At 59.9% G+C, this 20,500-nt stretch carries 15 protein-coding genes; 13 read left to right on the top strand and 2 right to left on the bottom strand.

The window, feature by feature from the left end; genetic code table 11:
* Positions 1–255 precede the first annotated feature (255 nt).
* Positions 256–1,062, bottom strand: a complete 807-nt coding sequence (locus IPI01_01370) for an exo-alpha-sialidase (GenBank protein ID MBK7256482.1) — start codon at positions 1,060–1,062, stop codon at positions 256–258.
* Positions 1,063–1,278: 216 nt separating this feature from the next.
* Entirely contained in the window at positions 1,279–1,479 is a 201-nt protein-coding gene (locus IPI01_01375) for a hypothetical protein (GenBank protein ID MBK7256483.1), read from the bottom strand.
* A gap of 179 nt (positions 1,480–1,658) precedes the next feature.
* On the opposite strand from IPI01_01375, the gene IPI01_01380 reads away from it, so the two are divergent.
* The 13 genes from IPI01_01380 (at position 1,659) to iolG (ending at position 20,492) form a co-directional block, all read left to right on the top strand.
* Positions 1,659–3,656: an alpha-N-arabinofuranosidase gene (locus IPI01_01380; GenBank protein MBK7256484.1), complete on the top strand. Its 1,998-nt coding sequence runs from the start codon at positions 1,659–1,661 to the stop codon at positions 3,654–3,656.
* 263 nt (positions 3,657–3,919) lie between these two features.
* Positions 3,920–6,916 (top strand): TonB-dependent receptor, encoded by a 2,997-nt coding sequence (locus tag IPI01_01385; protein ID MBK7256485.1) that lies wholly within the window; start codon positions 3,920–3,922, stop codon positions 6,914–6,916.
* A 78-nt stretch (positions 6,917–6,994) separates the two neighbouring features.
* A complete protein-coding gene (locus IPI01_01390) occupies positions 6,995–8,701 on the top strand; it encodes a T9SS type A sorting domain-containing protein (protein MBK7256486.1) in 1,707 nt (568 codons plus the stop codon).
* A 301-nt stretch (positions 8,702–9,002) separates the two neighbouring features.
* Positions 9,003–10,034, top strand: a complete 1,032-nt coding sequence (locus IPI01_01395; protein ID MBK7256487.1) for a LacI family DNA-binding transcriptional regulator — start codon at positions 9,003–9,005, stop codon at positions 10,032–10,034.
* On the top strand, positions 10,031–11,368 hold the full coding sequence (locus IPI01_01400) for a GH92 family glycosyl hydrolase (GenBank protein MBK7256488.1): 1,338 nt from the start codon (positions 10,031–10,033) through the stop codon (positions 11,366–11,368). Before IPI01_01395 ends, IPI01_01400 begins: the two co-directional genes overlap by 4 nt.
* Positions 11,369–11,388: 20 nt before the next feature.
* Positions 11,389–12,318 (top strand): glycoside hydrolase family 92 protein, encoded by a 930-nt coding sequence (locus tag IPI01_01405; protein ID MBK7256489.1) that lies wholly within the window; start codon positions 11,389–11,391, stop codon positions 12,316–12,318.
* Positions 12,315–13,250 (top strand): class II fructose-bisphosphate aldolase, encoded by a 936-nt coding sequence (locus IPI01_01410; protein ID MBK7256490.1) that lies wholly within the window; start codon positions 12,315–12,317, stop codon positions 13,248–13,250. The genes IPI01_01405 and IPI01_01410 overlap by 4 nt, the downstream gene beginning before the upstream one ends.
* Before the next feature lie 22 nt (positions 13,251–13,272).
* Entirely contained in the window at positions 13,273–14,172 is a 900-nt protein-coding gene (iolB, locus tag IPI01_01415) for a 5-deoxy-glucuronate isomerase (GenBank protein ID MBK7256491.1), read from the top strand.
* 2 nt (positions 14,173–14,174) lie between these two features.
* Positions 14,175–15,182 carry a 5-dehydro-2-deoxygluconokinase gene (gene iolC, locus IPI01_01420; GenBank protein ID MBK7256492.1) on the top strand — a complete coding sequence of 336 codons (1,008 nt, stop codon included), beginning with the start codon at positions 14,175–14,177 and terminating at the stop codon, positions 15,180–15,182.
* Position 15,183: 1 nt separating this feature from the next.
* A complete protein-coding gene (gene iolD / locus IPI01_01425) occupies positions 15,184–17,043 on the top strand; it encodes a 3D-(3,5/4)-trihydroxycyclohexane-1,2-dione acylhydrolase (decyclizing) (protein ID MBK7256493.1) in 1,860 nt (619 codons plus the stop codon).
* A gap of 15 nt (positions 17,044–17,058) precedes the next feature.
* Positions 17,059–18,528: a CoA-acylating methylmalonate-semialdehyde dehydrogenase gene (locus tag IPI01_01430; protein MBK7256494.1), complete on the top strand. Its 1,470-nt coding sequence runs from the start codon at positions 17,059–17,061 to the stop codon at positions 18,526–18,528.
* A 21-nt stretch (positions 18,529–18,549) separates the two neighbouring features.
* On the top strand, positions 18,550–19,452 hold the full coding sequence (locus IPI01_01435) for a TIM barrel protein (protein ID MBK7256495.1): 903 nt from the start codon (positions 18,550–18,552) through the stop codon (positions 19,450–19,452).
* A complete protein-coding gene (gene iolG, locus IPI01_01440) occupies positions 19,449–20,492 on the top strand; it encodes an inositol 2-dehydrogenase (GenBank protein ID MBK7256496.1) in 1,044 nt (347 codons plus the stop codon). Before IPI01_01435 ends, iolG begins: the two co-directional genes overlap by 4 nt.
* Positions 20,493–20,500 lie beyond the last annotated feature (8 nt).

Below are 20,500 nucleotides of genomic sequence, written 5' to 3' on the forward strand. Positions count from 1 at the left end.
ATGCCAGGTGGGCGTGCGGACATAATAGGGAGGGTCTGCCGCATACGAGCAGAAGGACGCGAACAGATACAGGGCGTACAGAAGGAGGCGTACGGGGCGGTGCATGGTCGAGGATCCAGAGTGGGACAAGGGTACAGCATATGCTAGGGAACATGCATCATAAAGTCAATCAAGCGCCGTGCTGCCAGGCGCCGCTCGTGTGCTCCCCCGGTCCAGTGCTCGCGCGTTTTGTGCGTACCTGCTCCCGTCCCCATTCTACTCGCCATTCCATCGGATGACTGTTCCGCGTTTGGTGCCCACGAGGACAGCGCCGCTATCACTGACGGCAAGTGACGCGATCTCGGCTCCCGCCCGTGCTGCAAGGGTCCAGTGAGTTCCCCCATCGGTCGAACGGCGTAGCTCATCGGCCGTCGCAAAGTAGTAGACTCCCCGCGCAGAGCGGCACACGTTCGTTCCATACCCCGTCCACACGGGCGTCCAGCCCCACCCCCCGTTCGTGGAACGGTAGATCGTTCCTGGTTCAGACAGTTCCGCAACGAAGACCGTGTCGGCATTGGACGAGGTGAAGATCTGCCCGTAGCTCCCGAGTCCTTCCCCGGGCAGTCCCGGACAGGTCGACCATGTCGCGCCGTGATCATCCGAACGCCTGACGTTGCCTTTGGCAGAGGCCGTGAACAGGACACGGGAGGATGAAGCTGCCGCACCACTGCACCAATACCCTGGCACTCTGGTCCAGCTCTCTCCCTTGTTGTGCGAAAGAGCGAACCCCGAAGCATGGTATCCTACGATGACATCACCTGCCCCATTGCAGGCGAGCACCATCGCGTTCACGATCGGCCTGGGGAATGAAGATACGATCTTCCAGGTGGTACCGGTATCGGTCGAGCGGAGGATGTCGAGTGAGAGGGGATTGATCTCATGGGGGTCAAGGCGCTCCAGTGCACTGTCCGCCCCGAGGTAGATGGTCCCCGATCCATCGAGCGCGAGGACCCGGATATTCTCGCCGGCAGGGAGATGGCCTGCGGTGCTCCATGTCGTGCCCCCATCGGCAGAGAGGAACATCGCTTCCCTGCTGACAGCGCAGGCGGTGCCATTGGGCAGAAATCCTACTCCGACGATGGGGCTCGAAGAGAGAGTCACGGGAACCGGGTCGGGGAACAGCGTAGGCCCTGCGCCGTGTGTCGACGGGGTATCTATTCCCTGATCCGCTTCGCAACCGGCGAAGAGACAGGCAGAAGCCAGAAGGAGTATCACTGCGAGAGGTGGGCGCACGGGATCTCACGTCATCCGGTTGGCGCCCAGGCGGCGGGCCGTGATGTTCAGTCCGCGGTCATTCGATTGGCCGTTCGTGCCATACATGTACGGGGAGATCCGTGCAGTATCGGCGGAGGGATCGACAGCAACAGTGAGGGAAAAGTTCTGGGCAAGCGCGGATGTCGCGCATCCGGTGAGCAGCAGGAACATCCATGATCGGATCATCGCGTACCCCCGGCCTGTGATGGAGTGGAGTGGAGCGGATGGTGAACGTCCGGCCCGCGGTGCATGCAACCACCTCTGTGAAATATAGCGAAGCGGGGGATGGGCTGCAACCAGCCTGTTGAATTTCGGCTTTTATTTCACCATACTCCGGCTTCATCAATTCTCAAAGGAGTGCGATCATGAAAATGGTCATGTGTCTCTTCGCTGCATGTCTCCTGATGCCATGCACGGTGATCGCGCAGGTGGCGAGCACCACGATCGTCGCAGATGCGGCGGCGCAGGAGTATCAGATCAACAAGAATATCTACGGGCAGTTTGCTGAACACCTCGGTAGCCTGGTCTATGGTGGCATCTGGGTCGGGCCTGGTTCGGAGATCCCGAACGTCAATGGATACCGAACGGACGTGCTCGAGGCGTTGCAGGGGCTGAAGATCCCCATCCTCCGGTGGCCCGGCGGCTGCTTTGCGGATGAATACCACTGGATGGATGGGATCGGCCCGCGTGCTGCGCGTCCGAAGATGATCAACACCAACTGGGGTGGGGTGACGGAAGACAACAGCTTCGGGACGCACGAATTCCTGGAGTTGTGCAGGCTCCTCAAGACGGAGCCATACATCTCGGGCAATCTCGGCAGCGGCTCGGTGCAGGAGCTGTCGCAGTGGGTGGAGTACGTGAACTCGGACAATGTGAGTCCGATGACCGAGAAGCGCAAGCAGAACGGCCGTGAAGCAGCGTGGGGCGTGAAATACTGGGGTGTGGGCAATGAAAGCTGGGGGTGCGGCGGCAGGATGACGCCCGAGTACTATGTGAATGAAGCGCGGAAGTATGGCACGTTCATGAGGAATTATGGGGGACACCGGCCATTCAAGATCGCCGTGGGGCCGAACGCGGACGACTACAACTGGACCCGGGTCGTGATGAGGGATGGGGGGTCATCTCTTGATGGGCTGTCGCTGCATTACTACACCAACGGTACCCGGACAGCGACGGACGTGGATCCTGCGGGGTGGTTCGACATCATGCGGAAGACGCTCCGGATGGACGAACTCATCCGGAAGCATTCGGCGATCATGGACGAGTACGATCAGTTCAAGAACGCCGCGTTGTGTGTGGATGAGTGGGGGACGTGGTACAAAGTGGAACCCGGAACGAATCCGGGCTTCCTGTACCAGCAGAACACGATCCGTGATGCGGTGGTGGCGGGCACGAATCTGAACATCTTCAACAATCACTGCGATCGTGTGCGCATGGCGAACATCGCGCAGGTCGTGAATGTGTTGCAGGCGATGATCCTGACCGATGGGAAGAAGATGGTCCTGACGCCCACGTATCATGCGTTCGCGATGTACAAGGTGCATCAGGATGCGATGATGGTTCCCGTGCAGGTCGCATCGCGATTGTACACGCACGGGAAGGAGAGCGTTCCTGCGGTGAACTGCTCCGCGTCCATTGACAGCAACGGCGTGATGCATGTGTCGCTCTGCAACATTGACCCCACCGCGCCATCCACCGTTGCACTCCGTTTCAACAGCTTTGCAGCGAAGAATGTGAAGGGTGAGGTGCTGACCGCGAAGGCGATGAACGCACACAACACCTTCGATGCACCCGGCGTCGTCTCGCCGGCGGCGTTCACGGGAGCGAAGCTGGCAGGGAAGGAGTTGACCGTCACCATGCCCCCGATGTCGGTCGTGGTGCTCACGGTGAACGGAGAATTGGTCATGCCGCCCAAAGCGGCGGTCACCCCGAAGGACCCCGCTCGCGGGCTGAAATTCAGGTACTATGAGATCACGGACGCGTCGATGCCGGTTTTTTCGAAGCTCACCCCGGTGGCATCGGGCGTTGTTGAGGGCGTGGTATTCCCCTCACTCGTTCGCGACAGCGATTTCGGTCTCGAGATCGAAGGGTTCATCAAGGTACCGGAACGGGGAGTGTACACGTTGTACACCAACTCGGATGATGGGACGGTGTTGTTCGTTGACGGCAAGATGGTCGTGAACAATGATGGACGCCATGCGCCGATCGAGCGGTCGGGGGTCATGATGCTCGATGCCGGGTATCATGCGGTCAGGGTGATGTTCTTCCAGGGTGGTGGTGGGATGGAGCTCAGTGCCTCCATCAAAGGGCCGCACATGGACAAGCAGATCATTCCGGCGGGCATGCTCTTTCATGAAAAGTAGCATCGGCGGGTCGTACTAACTGCTTAAAATCTCTGCACTTATGAACTAAACCGCTCCAGAGACAAAATGTTCAAGATTTATCTTGACATTTTAGATTCTGCGGAGTATTTTCTGGAGCGGTTTAGTTACACACCCAGAATTCTCTTTCCACAGTGCAAAAATCAGGCCACTTCCAGGTTTCCGAGCAAATAAAGCGGTTCGCCTTTTGACGTCGTAGCTGGCAGTATCTTCGTTCTCCTTCTCAATTGCACAAAGGTGATGGCGTGAGACCTTCTTTCGCTCTGCGGCTGGCGGTACTGTTGCTCCTCCTCCTTCCTTCGCTTGCTCTGGCCTCCGGTACCCTCAAGGGTCTCGTCGTTGACGCGTCAACGAACGAGGCACTCGCGGGTGCGCACATCCTGCTCGTCGGCACGGCCATTGGCGGGGCAACCGACCTCAACGGTCAGTACATGGTGCGTAACGTACCGGCGGGCACGTACACGGTGAGATGCTCGTACGTCGGGTACGACTCCAAAGAGGTGAAGGTGACGATCGCGGATGATGCGATCCTCACGCAGAACTTCGGCCTCAAGGCAATCATGGTCGAGGGCCAGGAGGTGGTCATCACCGGGCAGGCCGTCGGGCAGGTGGCGGCGATCAACCAGCAGTTGAACTCGACACGGATCGTGAATGTGATCTCCGAGCAGAAGATCAAGGAGCTGCCCGACGCGAATGCCGCTGAAGCGATCGGCCGTCTCCCGGGCGTCTCGGTGACACGGTCCGGCGGCGAGGCGAACAAGATCATCCTCCGCGGGTTGAGTGAGACGATGACGACGATCACCGTGGACGGCGTGCAGCTCTCGGCGACCGATGCGGACTCGCGCGGCGTCGACCTCAGCACCATCGCGCAGGGATCCCTCTCCGGTATCACGCTGACCAAGGCCATCACCTCCGATATGGACGGTCAGGCCATCGCCGGCAACGTGAACTTCATGACGAAGGCCGCACCGTCCGAGCGCACCATCCAGCTGACGGCGCAGGGGATGTACAACGGTATGGACAAGGCGTACGGCCAGTTCAACCTGTACGGCAATTACGGCGAACGGTTCTTCGACAATGTCTTCGGCGTCCAGGTCTTCGGAAACATCGAACGACGCGTCCGCAGCAGCGAGAACTTCAGTGTCGCGTACAACCTGAACGTCCCGAGGGCGGGGAAGATGGATTGGAACATCACCAGCTTCGGCGTCCAGTATGTGCCGGAGCAGCGCCGGCGCAGCGGTGCGAAGATCATCCTCGATGCGAACACACCGGATGAGGGTGTGGTGAAGCTCGCGATCGATGCGAACCGGACGGAGCGACGCTTGTCGTATATGTCCCGCTCCTATCCCACCAACTCCGGGGAGGTCAGCTACAATTTCGGAGGACAGGACTTCAATACGGACATTCTTGCGCTCTCGCTGCAGGGAGAGAACCACCTTGCGGGGTTCGATGTCGACTGGGGACTGTCGTTCACGCAATCGAAGACGGATATGCCGTACAACTACAACCTGAATTTCGTCGAGCCGGCATTGATCCAGAACGGTGTCACGATCTCGGGGATGCGTGGTGTACCGGTGGATCTTCGGAAGGGCCCGTACGAGGCGCTCATCCCGTTCGCCATGAATAACTTCAACTATGCGTCCGTCCAGTACGCGTACATCTCGACGAACAGCAGGCTGGACCTGCAGCGGACGGCACGGCTTGACGTGAAGCGCGCCTACACACTCTTTGATTATGCCGGCGAAGTGAAGTTTGGTGGCAAGTTCTCCGCACGGTTCCCCCGGCGGTACAGTACCTCGTTCTTCTCCCCGTACTACAACGGCGTGCAGTACAAGAGCCACATGCTCAACAACGATGGCCAGGTGGTGCCGAAGGACCTCGCGGCATACGGCTTCGGGCCGCTCAGTCAGAACGCCGGACTCATCTTCCTGACGAACTTCATCGCGGGCGAGTCCCGGGACGTCTTCGGGCAGTACGCACTGAATCCGCTCTTCATCGCGGACAAGATGCGGAGCTTCTACGAGATGACGCGGCGGGGCTACGACCCGAACAACACTACGCGCGAATATTCCGATAACACCGAGGATGCGGGAGGGGACTACGGGGCGATGGAGGGGGTGACCTCCGGCTACCTCATGAACACCCTGAACTTCGGGACGTTCGCGACATTGATCGCGGGCGTGCGCGTCGAGGCAGATGACAACGATTACAACGCCCTCTACTCGCCGACCATCCTGTCGCAGTTCTCAACCTTCCGTGACACGGCAGGCACCCACACGGAATCGCTGGTGCTGCCGAACGCGCACCTGATCCTCCGCCCAACGGACTTCATGAACGTCCGTCTGGCGGCGTACCGCGGCGTCCTGCGCCCGGACTTCAACCTCCGCCTGCCGACGTACGTCACGGTCGGTATCGCATCGTACGTCGACGCGTGGCAGCTGAAACTCGGCAATCCCGGCCTGAAGAACGCCACCGCATGGAATTACGAAGCCAACGTCCAGTTCTACGGCGACAAGATCGGTCTGCTCTCGATGTCCGGGTATTACAAAGAGATCGCTGATCAGGTGGAATACCTGAACGGGATGCCGATCTTTCCCGGGAGCAGGATCCCGGACAGCATGGGTGTCAAGTTCAGAGGCGGCAGGGTGCCTTTCAATTTCAAGTACCTTCTCTTCTACCCCTACAACTCGCCCGAACCGACGAAGGTCTGGGGGTTCGAACTCGAGCATCAGTTGAACTTCCGGTATCTGCCCGGTTTGCTGAGCGGCATCACGCTCTCCTATAACCTTTCCCTGGTACGGAACGAGACCTGGACGCCCTACGCCAAGATCGTGTACGATACGACGTTCAATGAGGACGGCTTCCCCCTGGAGAATCCGCGTGTTGTTCTGGCCGAGTCGAAGACGCGCATCCCGAGTGCGCCGGAGTTCTTTGCCAATGCGGTGATCGGGTACGACATCGGCGGATTCTCGGCCCGACTGTCCTACTTCCACCAGGGTGAGTTCTACAACTCGTTCTCCGCGGACCAGCGGTCGAACATCCTTCAACGTTCGTTCGAACGGTGGGATCTGTCGTTCAAGCAGGACATCGACGAGATGTTCTCGGTCGGATTGAATATCAACAATGTGACGAATACGACCGAGGGGACGATCCTCGAGAACGTTCCTGAGGGGTATCGCCTGGAAGTGAACAGTTACCGGTTCGGCACCACGGCCGATCTCTGGCTCCGGATCTCCTTGTAGGAGCGTACCAGGAAGCGCGCGACACCATAAACCACCATCACCATCAATCCACAATCACCGTTTCAGAAGGAGGTTCACATGCAACGATCGTTACGGACAGTGTTGCCGATCCTGCTGCTGGTCCTTGCGGCCACATCAGTGTTCGGGCAGCACACGATGTTCCTGCCGAAGCCGACCACGACGACGTATCTTGATGACATCATCATTGGCGATACGCTGGCGAACGGTACGCGCGCGGATGCGCAGCGGGTGTATGTGCTGCAGCGCGGCGGCGTGTGGTACTGGCACAATGTCGTCGTTAACCTCGGCTGGAGCCTGAATATCCAGGCCGCGGACACGGGTTCCGGCGCGATGCCGAGGATCTATACGCGCCCGGTTCCGACCACGACCGCTGTGCCGTATCAAATGGTCGATGTCGCAGGTCCGATCTACATCAAGGGGTTGCAGATCGTGGGATATTATGACCGCGACACCTCGGCACTGAATACCTATGGCTGCACGTTCATTTTCTTCCGCCGTGCAAATCCGAGCCCCGACCGCGCAGAGTTCTACAACAACGTCTTCGGGAACTCCGGTCAGGCGATCCTCGGTACGTTCGGTTCGTTCAGTGTCGCGAAATTCGTGGACAACAAGATCGGAAACGATGGTGTTCCTCCGACGGCCGACCTCGGCAACGGACGCATCGTCGACTTCCGCAATGTGTCGCTCGACAGCGCGATCTTCGTCAACAACACGCTGGTGAACGGCTTTGACCGTGCCATCCGCAAGAGGAACAGTGTTGGCCGCACCGGTGTGTACATCATCGATCACAACACCATTTATCAGAACGGTGGCCGGTACGGTTTGATCTCTCTGGGTGCGGTTGGCTCGAAGGTCCAGATCACGAACAACCTGCTGGTCGACCCGATGTTCTTTGGTGCCGACACCAGCTCGAGGCGCCAGAGCGACTTCGCCGAGATGAATGAGTTTGACGCTCAGGGCAAGGCGAAGATGGCGTGGATCTTCCACATGGCGAATGCGGCGGCCGATACCCTCGGCGGCGGCAAGCCGAATACGCAGTGGAACATCGCCAAGAACTACTGGTACGTGACGCCGCAGATGCAGGCAGTCTATGATTCCTGCCGCGCCATGGGCTGGGATCCGGCGATCTGGGCCGGCCGTCCGGTGTCGGACTCGATCAAGTCCAAGATCGCGGATACTGCCAATGCCTTCATCAAGCTGACCTCTTTTGCTTTCACGAAGATCACTGCTCCTCTTACCTCGGTTGCCCTCTATGCAACGATGCCGGAAGCCCTCGGTGGCACCGCCGGTGCCTCGTCAGGTGGCGTGTGGCCGGGCTATGACAAACGCATGACGGAGTACTATCGTGACACGCTCGATGCATCGTACTCCACGAGCTCCCCGGCATACGCGGGTGGCACGGGTGGTTTCCCGGCAGGCGATCTGAACTGGTTCCCGGCCCGGAAGGCAGCATGGGCAGTGCTCAACGGCGTTGACGACCAGCCGGTCAGCGGTGTGGCCGAGGTCTATACGCTGTCGCAGAACTATCCGAACCCCTTCAACCCGTCGACCAAGATCGCATTCTCGATCCCGAAGGCATCGCAGGTCACGCTGAAGGTCTACAATCTGATCGGCCAGGAAGTGGCAAGCCTCGTGAACGAGAACCTCAACGCGGGCGAGCACACGGCCAGCTTCAATGCCGGAACCCTGTCGAGCGGCGTGTACTTCTACACGATCCGCGCCGGCAATTTCACCAGCACCCGGAAAATGATGTTGCTGAAGTAAGTGTCGTTCACGCCGTATCTGCGTCAGTCGGAAGGGGTGCCGTCCGGCACCCCTTCCAGACTTTTCGAGGCAGGTTTCCATGAGTGGCGGTTCGGATGACCGGGTCCGATGCCGCTTGACGTAGTAGAGGATTTTGACGTTCTTGAGGTACCGTTCAGAGCTTGTCCGCGACAATGCACGAGGGTGGCTCCGCACCACCTGGCCGGAACAGGCCGGAACGGCTCACCTCAGTTGCTCCTGCACACCGCAGGATGACAACGAGTTCACTCCTATGCTCCATTGACAGGGCTGTACTGTGAACATGACGATCACGGAAATCGCGAAACTGGCGAACGTCTCAAAGTCATCAGTTTCGTTGGTGCTCAACAACAAACCCGGGGTGTCGGAACGCACGCGGGCGAAGGTGCTCGGCATCATCAAGAAGTACAGGTACCGCCCGAACCAGATCGCCCAATCGCTGGCCGGCGGCGAGACCAAGAGCATCGGTCTGATCGTCAAGGAAATTGACAACCCCTATTTCGGCCGGCTGATGCGCGGGGTCTATGACGCATGCTCGAAGCTCGGCTACACGGTTCTTCTCGGGAGCTCGGAGCAGTCGACGGAAAAGGAAGCGGAGATCATCCGCACCATGCTGAGCAAGCGCGTGGATGGACTGATCATCTCCCCCATCCAGAACGAGGATGCGGACTATTCGTACCTTGTCGACCTGACAAAAGATGCCTTTCCGCTGGTGATCCTTGGATCCATGCCGAACTTCCCGACCAACAGCGTCGACATCGACAATTTCGCGGCCGCGTTCGACGCGACCTCACATCTGATCCGGCTCGGGCACAAGAATATCACGCATCTGGCAGGCCCATCAGGCCACGGGTTGAAACGCCTTGAAGGATTCCGTGCTGCGATGCAGGAGTACGGACTTCCGCTGCAGAAGCACAGCATCATCTCTGTACAGCCCTACACACCCCATGGATATCAGGCGGGAAAGGAGCTGTTCGCTCTGACCCAGGGATCCCCGACCGCCGTGTTCTGCTACAATGACCTCGTGGCGATCGGCCTGATGAATGCGCTCCTCGATCTGGGCATCGATGTCCCCGGACGTGTATCGATCATGGGCTTCGACGATATCGATATCGCGGAGCATCTCCGTATCCCACTCTCGACCGTGCGTATGCCCTCCTATGAGATCGGCACCTCTGCCGCCGATCTGCTGATCTCCCGGCTCGCGGAGGGAGCTTCTCCCCGCATCGAGCGTATCACGCTTGCGTATACGCTCATCGAGAGGAGGTCGGTCGCCCGGATGACCACTCCGGTCCTCTCTGGCGCCGTTGTGTGACCATGCGCCGGCTCCTCGTCATACCCGTCGTGATGTGTTTGACCATGCCGGGCATTGTTGCCCTGGGGATGACGCCCGGAGGAGGATCACCGGTCAGCTTTGTTCACCCGATCATCGGTACCGCGCCGTCCACAACACGAAGTGCCCTTGCCCACGGGATCGGTACGGAGAATAGCGCACACGTCGTTCCCGCCGTCACCGCACCGTTCGGCATGACAAGCTGGACCCCTCAAACCCGCTCCGTGGAAACCAAGTGCATCGCGCCGTATTACTTTGCCGACTCCACACTCTCCGGGTTCCGCGGTTCGCATTGGCTCAGCGGGTCCTGTACGCAGGACTATGGCAGTGTGACGCTGATGCCCGTCCGTGGCAGGTTCGATCCTGCACCGGCACACCGTGCCGTCCGTTTCGACCATGGCAGGGAAACCTCCACGCCGTACTATTATAAGGTGAGCCTTCAGGCTGTCCGCATCGACGTCGAGCTGACGGCCACGGAGCGGTGCGGGTATGCCCGGTTCACGTTCGCCGGCAACGATACCGCTGCCATCCTCATCGAACCGAACAGCGATGAAGGGAAAGGCTTTGTGCGGATCATCCCTGGCCGGAATGAGATCGAAGGGTACAACCCCGTGCACCGTATCTACCAGGGGTGGGGAGAACCTGCGGGGTTCTCCGGGTACTTCGTTGCGCAGTTCAGCGAACCCTTCACGTCGCACGGGACGTATGAGGGGCATGAACTCCACGAATCGTCCAGGGCCATCAACGGCCGGCCGGGTATCGGGGCCTTTGTCCGCTTTGCACCCGGGGCACGCAAGCGGATCGTCGTCCGGATCGGCACGTCCTTCACCAGTCTGGCCGGGGCACGCAGGAATCTTGAACATGAGACCGCGCGGCTGAATTTCGATGCGGCCGCACAGCGCTTAAAAGAACGCTGGCATGGAATGCTCTCCCGCGTCACGGTCGCCGGAGGCAGTGACGTCGACAGGGTGAAGTTCTACACGGCGCTCTACCACGCATTTCAGCTCCCGCGCACGTTCAGCGATCGCGACGGCTCCTATCCGAGCTTCGGTGGCGGCGATTCCATCTGCACGGCGACCGATGGCGTCTACTATTGTGACTTTTCGTTGTGGGATACCTATCGCGCTCTCCATCCGCTCTTCAATCTCCTTATCCCTGAGATCAATGCCGCGATGATGCGCTCGTTGCTGCTCAAGGCGAAGCAGGGAGGCTGGCTTCCGATCTTCCCATGCTGGAACAGTTACACATCGGCGATGATCGGAGACCATGCGATCGCGGTGCTCGCTGATGCGGTCGTGAAGGCGCGATCACGCTGACGGCCGATGAGTACGCCTCCGTGCGGAAGAATGCTCTGGAGCTCCCCGCGGACACGAAGGACTACCGGAACGGCAAAGGCGTGCGGGCACTGGATTCCTACATGCAGTACGGGTACATACCCCTCGAAGACAGCGTCAGCGATTCGTTCCACAAGGGCGAACAGGTATCACGCACCCTGGAATATGCGTATGACGATTTCGCCATGGCCCAGATCGCACGTGCGATGGGCCGGACCGACGATACAGAGTACTTCCTCCGCAGGTCGCAGAACTACCGGAATGTCTTTGATACCACGCGCATGTGTGTTGCGGGCAGGTATGCCGACGGGACGTTCACCGAGGAATTCGAGAAGACTCAGCGTATGCCCTATATCACCGAAGGCACTCCCTGGCAGTACACATGGTATGTGCCCCATGATGTTCCCGGGCTTATCGCGCTGATGGGGGGGGAGGACGCTTTTGAGAAGGAACTCGATGCCTTCTTCGCCGCCGGGCAGTACTGGCATGGCAACGAGCCGGACCAACAGGTCCCATTCCTTTACACCTATACACGCAACCCGTGGAAGACCCATCAGATCGTCCACCGGATCCGTGAGGAAGAATACAGCGCCACACCGGGAGGGCTGTGCGGCAATGACGACGCCGGACAGATCTCTGCATGGTATGTCTTCGCCGCTCTGGGTCTCTATCCAGTCTGCCCGGGAACACAGGACTATGCCGTGACCTCGCCGGCGTTCGACCGGATCACGCTCCATCTGGCCCGTGGCAGGACCCTTACCATACGTGCCGATGGTGTCAGCGCGGGCAAGTATGTCATCCGTTCGGGGGTGTTGAATGGGCGGGCCATAACCGATGGGAAGGTGCGGCATGACGAACTCGTCAAAGGGGGCACCCTGACCTACCGTGTGCGAGGGCCACTGCGGGGCGAGCGGGAAGGGGCGAAGCAATGAGGATGCCGATGCGGGATACTCTTGCGAAGGCATACGGAAAAGCCGGCATCGGGGCCTTCAATGTGTTCACCGCCGAACAGGTCCACGGTGTTCTTGCCGGTGCAACAACAGCACAGTGCCCCGTGATCATGCAGATCACGCCTGCTGCCCGGCGTTACATGACACCCGAAATACTGCAGGGGATGGTGGAAGGCGCCGAGCACGTGTATCCGGAGGCAGGGGTGTGCATCCACCTCGATCACGGTGATACGGCCCACTGCATGGATGCGATCGCCTCGGGGTTCTACGATTCGGTGATGATCGATGCCTCGCATGAACCCTTCGAAAAGAACATCGCTGTGACGAAGGACATCGTTGATCGGGCTCATGACCGGGGTATCGCGGTGGAGGCGGAACTCGGCGTGCTCAGCGGTGTAGAAGATGACATGGCGGCAGGGGAAGATCAGGCGCGCTGTACCGATCCCGATCAGGCAGAGGAGTTCGTTGCACGCACAGGGTGCGACAGTCTCGCCATCGCCATCGGTACGAGCCACGGTGCGTACAAGTTCCGCGGAAATATGTCGCTGAATCTCGAGGTCCTGGCGAAGATACGGCAGGCACTTCCCGGATTTCCGCTCGTCCTGCATGGTGCCTCGGCGGTTCCGGCGCATGAGATCGAGCGGATCAATCTCGCAGGCGGGCGTCTCAGGACTGATAGCAGGGGCATCGCACGCGGGGAACTCCAGAAGGCGATCCGGCTTGGCGTGGCAAAAGTGAACATCGCCACCGATATGCGGCTCCTGTGGACCCGCATCTGCCGGGAGTTCTTCCGCGACACGCCGGACCTGTTCGATCCGCTCGTGCCCGGCAAGAGATATATGGAAGCACTTCAACAGCTGGTGGTTGTGAAGTGCCGGGAATTGATCGTTGAGGGGTATGAGCAGTCACTATGAAGGTCCTCGCAGTGGTGAAAGCATGAATGTCGACCCGCGCTGCAAACTCCTGGTCCATCCTCTCGATGATACCTCGGGTGAATACCAGCGGATCACCCCACAGGGAGCCGGGTGGCAGCACCTGCATTTCGGGGCCCGCCGGCTCACCCGGGGCGCTGTGTGGCGGCATGACACGGGTGACCACGAGATGTGTATTGTGCTGCTGGGGGGGAGTTTTTCCATCACGTCGAAGTGGGGTACATGGAAGACCAGCGGTGGCAGGGAGCACGTCTTTGCCGGGCTCCCGCACGCCGCATATCTTCCGCCGCACACCGAATTCACGCTCACTGCGGAGAGCGCAATGGCGGATATCGGCTATGGGCATACGGTCGGCGACCCCGCACTCGCGGGGTTCTTCATCACGCCGGACGATGTGCAGCGCCATGGTATCGAAATGCGCGGCGGCGACAATGCGTCGCGTCAGATCAACTCGATCCTTCCGCCGGGATCACCGGTCCACCGGCTTGTGTGTGTCGAAGTCTATACCCCCTCGGGCAACTGGAGTTCGTTCCCCGCCCACAAACACGACAGCCGGAAGATCAGCGAGCAAGGGAAGCTGATCGAGGCGAGTCTCGACGAGACGTATTTCTACAAATTCGATAGGCCCCAGGGGTTTGCGCTTCAGCGGATCTACACCGGCGACCGTTCGTTGAACGAGATCGCGGAACCCCAAACTGATGATGTGGTGCTGGTGCCGAGAGGGTATCATCCGGTCGTGGCGGGACACGGGTATCATGCCTACTACTTGAACTGTCTTGCCGGCAGCGACCAGTCCCTCGTCAATACGGACGACCCTGACCACGCGTGGATCTACGGTACGTGGAAAGGGATGGACCCCCGTTTGCCGCTGGTCACGCTCGCAATGAACAAGAAAGCCCCATGACGATGAAGACGTACGATGTGATCACGTATGGCAGATCTTCCATCGACCTGTACAGCAACAATATTGGCAGTCCGTTCGAAGAGATCAAGGAGTTCGGCGCGTTCGTCGGGGGTTCCCCGTTGAACATCGCGGTTGGGGCAAAGCGTCTGGGCCTGCGGAGCGCGCTGCTGACCGCTGTCGGAAACGACATGGTGGGGAAGTTCCTGTTGCACTTCCTCAAGAACGAAGGCGTCGAAACGGCATTCATCCCCGTCAAGGAGGGTGCGCGGACGAGTGCCGTGATCCTCGGGATCGAGCCACCGGCGAAATTCCCGCTGGTATACTATCGCGACAATTGCGCCGATTCCAAGATGACGATCGATGACGTCATGAAGGCGGACATCGCAGGTTCGCGGCTGCTGGAAGTGTCCGCAACGGCACTGAATATCGAGCCTTCGCGCTCGGCCGCTTTCTTCGCGGCAGAAAGGGCAGTGGAGGCGGGGGTGCCGGTGTTGGTGGATCTGGATTTCCGGGCCGACCAGTGGCACGATCCCCGGGCGTATGGCGTCACCACGCGGGCCTTCCTCAATTATTGTACGCTGGCCGTCGGTACGGAAGAGGAGATCCTCGCCACCATGGTGAAGGATCCGGCCCAGATCACGATCAGGAACCAGCAGATCTCCGCACCGGAGATCACGGGCAATATCGATGAGGCCATCAAGGCAGTGCTGCGTACCGGTGTGCAGGCGCTCGTCGTGAAACGCGGCGCCAAGGGTTCTTCGGTCTATCTGAAAGACGGTTCTATCATCGATGTCCCGGGATTCAAGGTCGAGGTGGTGAACGTGCTGGGCGCGGGCGATGCGTTTGCGGCGGGCTTCATCTACGGGTATCTGCAGGGATGGGACTGGTACAAATGCTGCCGGCTCGGCAATGCCTGTGGCGGGATCCTGGTGACCAAGCATGGATGTGCGAATTTCAATCCCACGTATCAGGAAGCGATCAGTTTCATTGAATCACAGGGCGGCTTCTGACATGGCGACGAAACGAATGACGGTAGGACAGGCAACGATCGCGTTCCTCAAGGCGCAGTATGTGGAACGCGACGGCATCGAGCAGCGATTCTTCGCGGGGTGCTTCGGGATCTTCGGCCACGGGATTGTTGCCGGGATCGGCCAGGCCCTTCAGCAGAATCCGGACTTCCGGTACTATCAGACCCGCAACGAACAGTCGATGGTGCATACGGCGGTCGCCTATGCGAAGATGAAGAATCGGCTCGCCACCTTCGTGTGCACCTCGTCCATTGGTCCCGGCGCAACGAATATGCTCACGGGTGCGGCGATGGCGACGATCAACCGCCTTCCGGTGCTCCTCATTCCCGGCGATATCTTCGCCCGCAGGAATGTGGCACCCGTGCTGCAACAGCTCGAGAGCGGATCGACGCAGGACATCTCCGTCAACGATTGCTTCAAGCCGGTCGCCCGGTACTGGGACCGCATCACCAGGGCGGAACAATTGATCACGGCGCTTCCGGAGGTCATGCGCGTGCTGACGTCGCCGGCCGACACCGGAGCGGTGGTCCTTGCATTGCCGCAGGATGTGCAGGCGGAGGCATTCGACTTTCCCGTGGAATTGTTTGAGAAGCGTGTATGGACGGTGCAACGGCCACGGCCGGACGCCGCGCTCCTGCGCAAAGCCGTGGAGTGGATCAGGGCGAGCCGGAACCCGGTGATCGTATCCGGCGGCGGCACGATCTACAGTGGAGCGGAGCGCGCCCTTGCCGCCTTCATGGCTTCAACGGGAATACCCCTCACAGAGACCTTTGCGGGGAAGGGGGTGGTGCCATACTCGACACCGGGGAACCTCGGTGCTGTTGGCGCCACGGGGACACCCGGCGCTGCGGCTATGGCGGCGGAGGCTGATCTCGTTATCGGGATCGGCACGCGGTACTCGGACTTCACGACCGCATCGAAAACGGCATTCCAGCATCCCCACGTCCGGTTCATCAATATCAATGTCGCTGCATTCGATGCGTTCAAGCATGCCGCCCTGCCGCTGGTCAGTGATGCAAAGGTCTGCCTCGAAGAGCTGGAGGCCGCACTCGGCGGCTACAGGGCCGAGGCCGGCTGGGCGCAGGCTGCGCTCCAGCACCAGTCGGCGTGGGACGCGAAAGTGACGGAGATCTACCGGGAGACCAACCAGATCCCCGCAACGCAGGCCGAGGTGGTCGGTGCCGTGAACACCTTCTCCGGACCGCAGGATGTCGTGGTCTGTGCCGCGGGGAGTCTGCCGGGCGATCTGCACAAACTCTGGCGCACGCGGGACCCGAAAGGGTTTCATCTGGAGTACGGATATTCCACGATGGGGTATGAGATCGCTGCCGGCCTCGGGGCGAAGATGGCCTGCCCGGACCGGGAGATCTATGTGATGGTCGGTGACGGCAACTATCTCATGAACAATCATGAGATCATCACCGCGGTCCAGGAACGCGTGAAGATGGTGATCATCCTGCTGGATAATCACGGGTTCAAGAGCATCGGCTCGCTCTCGGAAGCCGTGGGGAGCCAGCGTTTCGGGACGAGCTACCGCTATCGCAATGATGCGAGCGGTGACCTGGATGGGGCGAACCTTCCCGTGGATTTTGCCATGAATGCACGGAGCCTCGGTGCCCACGTGATCGAGGTGGACAGCATTGCATCGCTCACCCGGGCGTTGCACGACACGAAGGCGATCGACAGAACGACGGTGATCGTGATCGAAACGGATGGCGTGAAAGGCATCGAGGGGTATGCGTGGTGGGAGGTGGCCGTGGCCGAGGTCTCCGAGATGCCAACGGTGCAGAAGGCATATGCGGAGTATGTCGAGCAGAAGAAGCAACAGCGGTATTACCTGTAAGGACACGGTGGCACGATGAACACGCTGAAGAATTTCATTGACGGGGCATGGGTGGACACGCTGTCAGGCACCTATCTCGATGTCGTGGACCCGGGGAACGGTGAGGCCCTGTGCAAGGTACCCGCTGGGTGCAAAGAGGACATCGAACGGGCGGCCGCGCGGGCAGCGATCGCGCAGCGTACGTGGCGGAACGTTCCCGCGGAGCAGAGGATACAATATCTGTTCGCGATGAAGCGGATACTTGAAGAGCATGCCGACGAGATCGCAGCACTGTGCACGCGTGAGAGCGGAAAGACCGTGGCGGAGTCCCGGGCGGAGATCGTCCGTGCCGTCGAGAATATCGAAGTCGCATGCGGTATTCCGATGCTGTTGCAGGGGGACTTCTCCGAAGATGTTGCACAGGGTATTGATGAGTTCGTCATACGCCAACCGCTCGGGGTGGGGGCGTGCATTGCGCCGTTCAATTTTCCGGTGATGATCGCGTTCTGGTTCTTTCCGTATGCCATCGCGACCGGCAATACCTATATCGTCAAGCCCTCGGAGAAGGTGCCCGGGACCATGACGCGCATCTTCGAACTCCTCGAAGGCGCAGGCCTTCCCAACGGGGTGCTGAACCTCGTGCACGGAGGAAAGGAAACCGTGGATGCGATCCTGACCCACGATGCTATCAGGGCGATCAGTTTTGTGGGATCGACGAAGGTTGCGCGCTATGTGTATGCGAAAGGGGCGGAGCACGGCAAACGTGTGCAGGCACAGGGAGGAGCGAAGAACTGTCTGGTGGTGATGCCGGATGCGGATGTGGTCACGACCACGAGGATCATCGCCGATAGCGTCTATGGATGTGCCGGTCAACGCTGCCTTGCCGCTTCAACGGTCATTCTTGTCGGTGCTGCGCAGGCGGCATTCAAGGATCTCCTGGTGGAGGCCGCGCGGACGCGAACGACCTGCCACGGACTGGACCGGAATTCGCAGATGGGTGCCGTGATCACGCGGGAAAGCCGGATGCGCATCGAAGCCATCATCGATGATGCCGCCCGCAAGGGTGCGACGATATTGGTCGATGGCCGGACAGGCCCCCTCGCAGGGTGCGAGGGGGGCAACTTCGTCCTTCCTACCGTCATCGAGAATGTACCGGACACTGCTGAGGCGGCCACGGCGGAGATCTTCGGCCCGGTGATGAATCTCAAATACTGTGATACTCTGTCCGATGCGATCGCCTCCATCAACGCAGGCCAGTACGGGAATGCAGCGTGTATCTTCACCCGCAACGGATCGGCGGCCCGCACCTTCCGCAGGGATGTCCTTGCCGGGAACATCGGTGTGAACATCGGCATCCCCGCACCGATGGCATTCTTCCCGTTCAGCGGATGGAAGGAATCCTTCTTTGGAGACCTGCACGGGCAGGCGAAGCACGCTGTGGAGTTCTTCACGCAGACCAAGGTTGTTGTTGAACGCTGGTACGATGAGTGGACCAGGACTTTCTAGGATACTGAACGGGGAAACCCCATGATTCGCATAGCAAACGCCCCCTGTTCCTGGGGGGTGCTGGAATTTGAGCTGGACGGCAAGGCCCCGGACTACGTCCAGGTGCTGGATGAAATGAAAGACGTTGGCTACGTGGGTTCGGAGTTGGGCGATTGGGGTTTCATGCCGACCGATCCTGCCTCGCTAAAGGGCGAGATCCAGAAGCGCGGGTTCGTCATCCCCGGAGCATTTGTGCCGGTGCTGCTCAAGGACGGGAGCAAGCACCAGGCCGGGATCGACGTTGCCGTGAAGACGGCGAAGCTCCTGCGGGATTCGGGGAATACCTCCGCGTTCATCGTCCTTGCTGATGAGAACGGCTCCATCCCGGAGCGGACGAAGAACGCAGGGAGGGTCACGCCGGAACTCGGCCTGAGCACAGAGGAATGGAAGGTCTTCGCTGACGGAGCGAATGAACTCGCCCGGAGGGTGAAGGCCGAAGCCGGCCTCCGCACGGTGTTCCATCATCATTGCGGGGGGTATGTTGAGACTCCGGACGAAGTGGCGATGCTGCTGCAGAGCACCGACCCGGATGTGCTGGGCCTTGTCCTCGACATGGGGCATTGGCTGTTCGGCGGAGGGGATCCGGTGAAGGCCCTCCGCGACCACGCACGTCGCATCTGGCATGTGCATTTCAAGGATTGCAGCAAAGAGCTCGCGGCGCGGTCGCGCAGCGAACAGTGGGACTATTTCACATCGGTGCGTCATGGCGTGTTCTGTGAACTGGGTCAAGGGGCGGTCGATTTTCCGGCGGTGGCACGGGAACTGAAGGCCCAGCGGTATGATGGGTGGATCGTCGTGGAACAGGATGTGCTGCCCGGGATGGGCAGGCCGAAAGAGTGTGCGCGTCATAACCTCGAATACATCAAGACCCTCGGGCTATCCTGAGAGCAAGGACACACTATGAGTACGTTGAAGATCGAGTCATCGGTGCCGGACGTATCGGCAAAGTGCATACGGAAACCATTGCCCGGAGTGTTCCGGAAGCACGCGTCGTTGCGATCGCGGATGTCAATCTGGCCGCCGCACAAGAACTCGCGGCACGTGTGAACGTCACCTCTGTCTCGGATGACTACCGGAAGGTGATCCAGAACCCCGGGGTGGATGCGGTGATCATCTGTTCGCCCACGGATGCGCACGCGCAGCACACCATCGAAACCGCGGAAGCGGGGAAGCATGTGTTTTGCGAGAAGCCGATCGCCCTCGATCTGGCGACGATCAAGAGAGTGAACGACACCGTGGATCGTTGCGGTGTGAAGTTCATGGTCGGGTTCAACCGCCGCTTCGACGCCAATTTCAAGAAGGTCAAGCAGATGGTGGTCGAGCGGAAGGTCGGGGATCTCCACGTGATCAAGATCACCTCCCGCGATCCCGGCCCTCCGCCTACCGAGTACATCGCCGTGTCGGGCGGGATGTTCCTGGACATGACGATCCATGATTTCGACATGGCGCGGTTCATCGTGGGCCGGGATGTCGAGGAGGTCTTCGCCGTGGGGGGGGTGATGGTGGATCCGGCAATCGGGAAGGCCGGTGACATCGACACTGCCGTGATCACGTTGATCTTCGAAGGCGGAGCCCTGGGCATCATCGACAACAGCCGTAAGGCGGTGTACGGGTACGACCAGCGGCTTGAAGTGTTCGGGTCGGGTGGCATGGTGAAGGTGGACAATACCGCACCTGACACGCACGACTACTATGGTCCGGACGGCGTCCATTCGTCGTTGCCGTTGAACTTCTTCATGGACCGGTATATCGATGCGTATGCGAGCGAGATCAAGGAGTTCTGCCAGGCGGTGGGCGAGAACAAGCCTGTGTCCGTGGGCGGGCGCGACGGATTGATGTCGGTTGCGATAGGCCTTGCGGCAAAGCGCTCGCTGCTCGAGCATCGGCCGGTGAAGGTCGCAGAGGTTCTGGAAGGCAAGAAATGACGCGTCGT

Source organism: Ignavibacteriota bacterium, from assembly GCA_016707525.1.
In the GTDB taxonomy this organism is placed as follows: Bacteria; Bacteroidota; Ignavibacteria; order UBA10030; family UBA6906; genus JAGDMK01.

Bases quoted from the DNA above. Each gene is read 5' to 3' on its own strand.
- IPI01_01370 (MBK7256482.1), bottom strand. From the start codon at position 1,062: ATGTTCCTCTCTGCCGATGGGGGCACGACATGGAGCACCGCAGGCCAT.
- IPI01_01375 (MBK7256483.1), bottom strand. From the start codon at position 1,479: ATGATCCGATCATGGATGTTCCTGCTGCTCACCGGATGCGCGACATCC.
- IPI01_01380 (MBK7256484.1), top strand. From the start codon at position 1,659: ATGAAAATGGTCATGTGTCTCTTCGCTGCATGTCTCCTGATGCCATGC.
- IPI01_01390 (MBK7256486.1), top strand. From the start codon at position 6,995: ATGCAACGATCGTTACGGACAGTGTTGCCGATCCTGCTGCTGGTCCTT.
- IPI01_01395 (MBK7256487.1), top strand. From the start codon at position 9,003: ATGACGATCACGGAAATCGCGAAACTGGCGAACGTCTCAAAGTCATCA.
- IPI01_01410 (MBK7256490.1), top strand. From the start codon at position 12,315: ATGAGGATGCCGATGCGGGATACTCTTGCGAAGGCATACGGAAAAGCC.
- iolB (MBK7256491.1), top strand. From the start codon at position 13,273: ATGAATGTCGACCCGCGCTGCAAACTCCTGGTCCATCCTCTCGATGAT.
- iolC (MBK7256492.1), top strand. From the start codon at position 14,175: ATGAAGACGTACGATGTGATCACGTATGGCAGATCTTCCATCGACCTG.
- iolD (MBK7256493.1), top strand. From the start codon at position 15,184: ATGGCGACGAAACGAATGACGGTAGGACAGGCAACGATCGCGTTCCTC.
- IPI01_01430 (MBK7256494.1), top strand. From the start codon at position 17,059: ATGAACACGCTGAAGAATTTCATTGACGGGGCATGGGTGGACACGCTG.
- IPI01_01435 (MBK7256495.1), top strand. From the start codon at position 18,550: ATGATTCGCATAGCAAACGCCCCCTGTTCCTGGGGGGTGCTGGAATTT.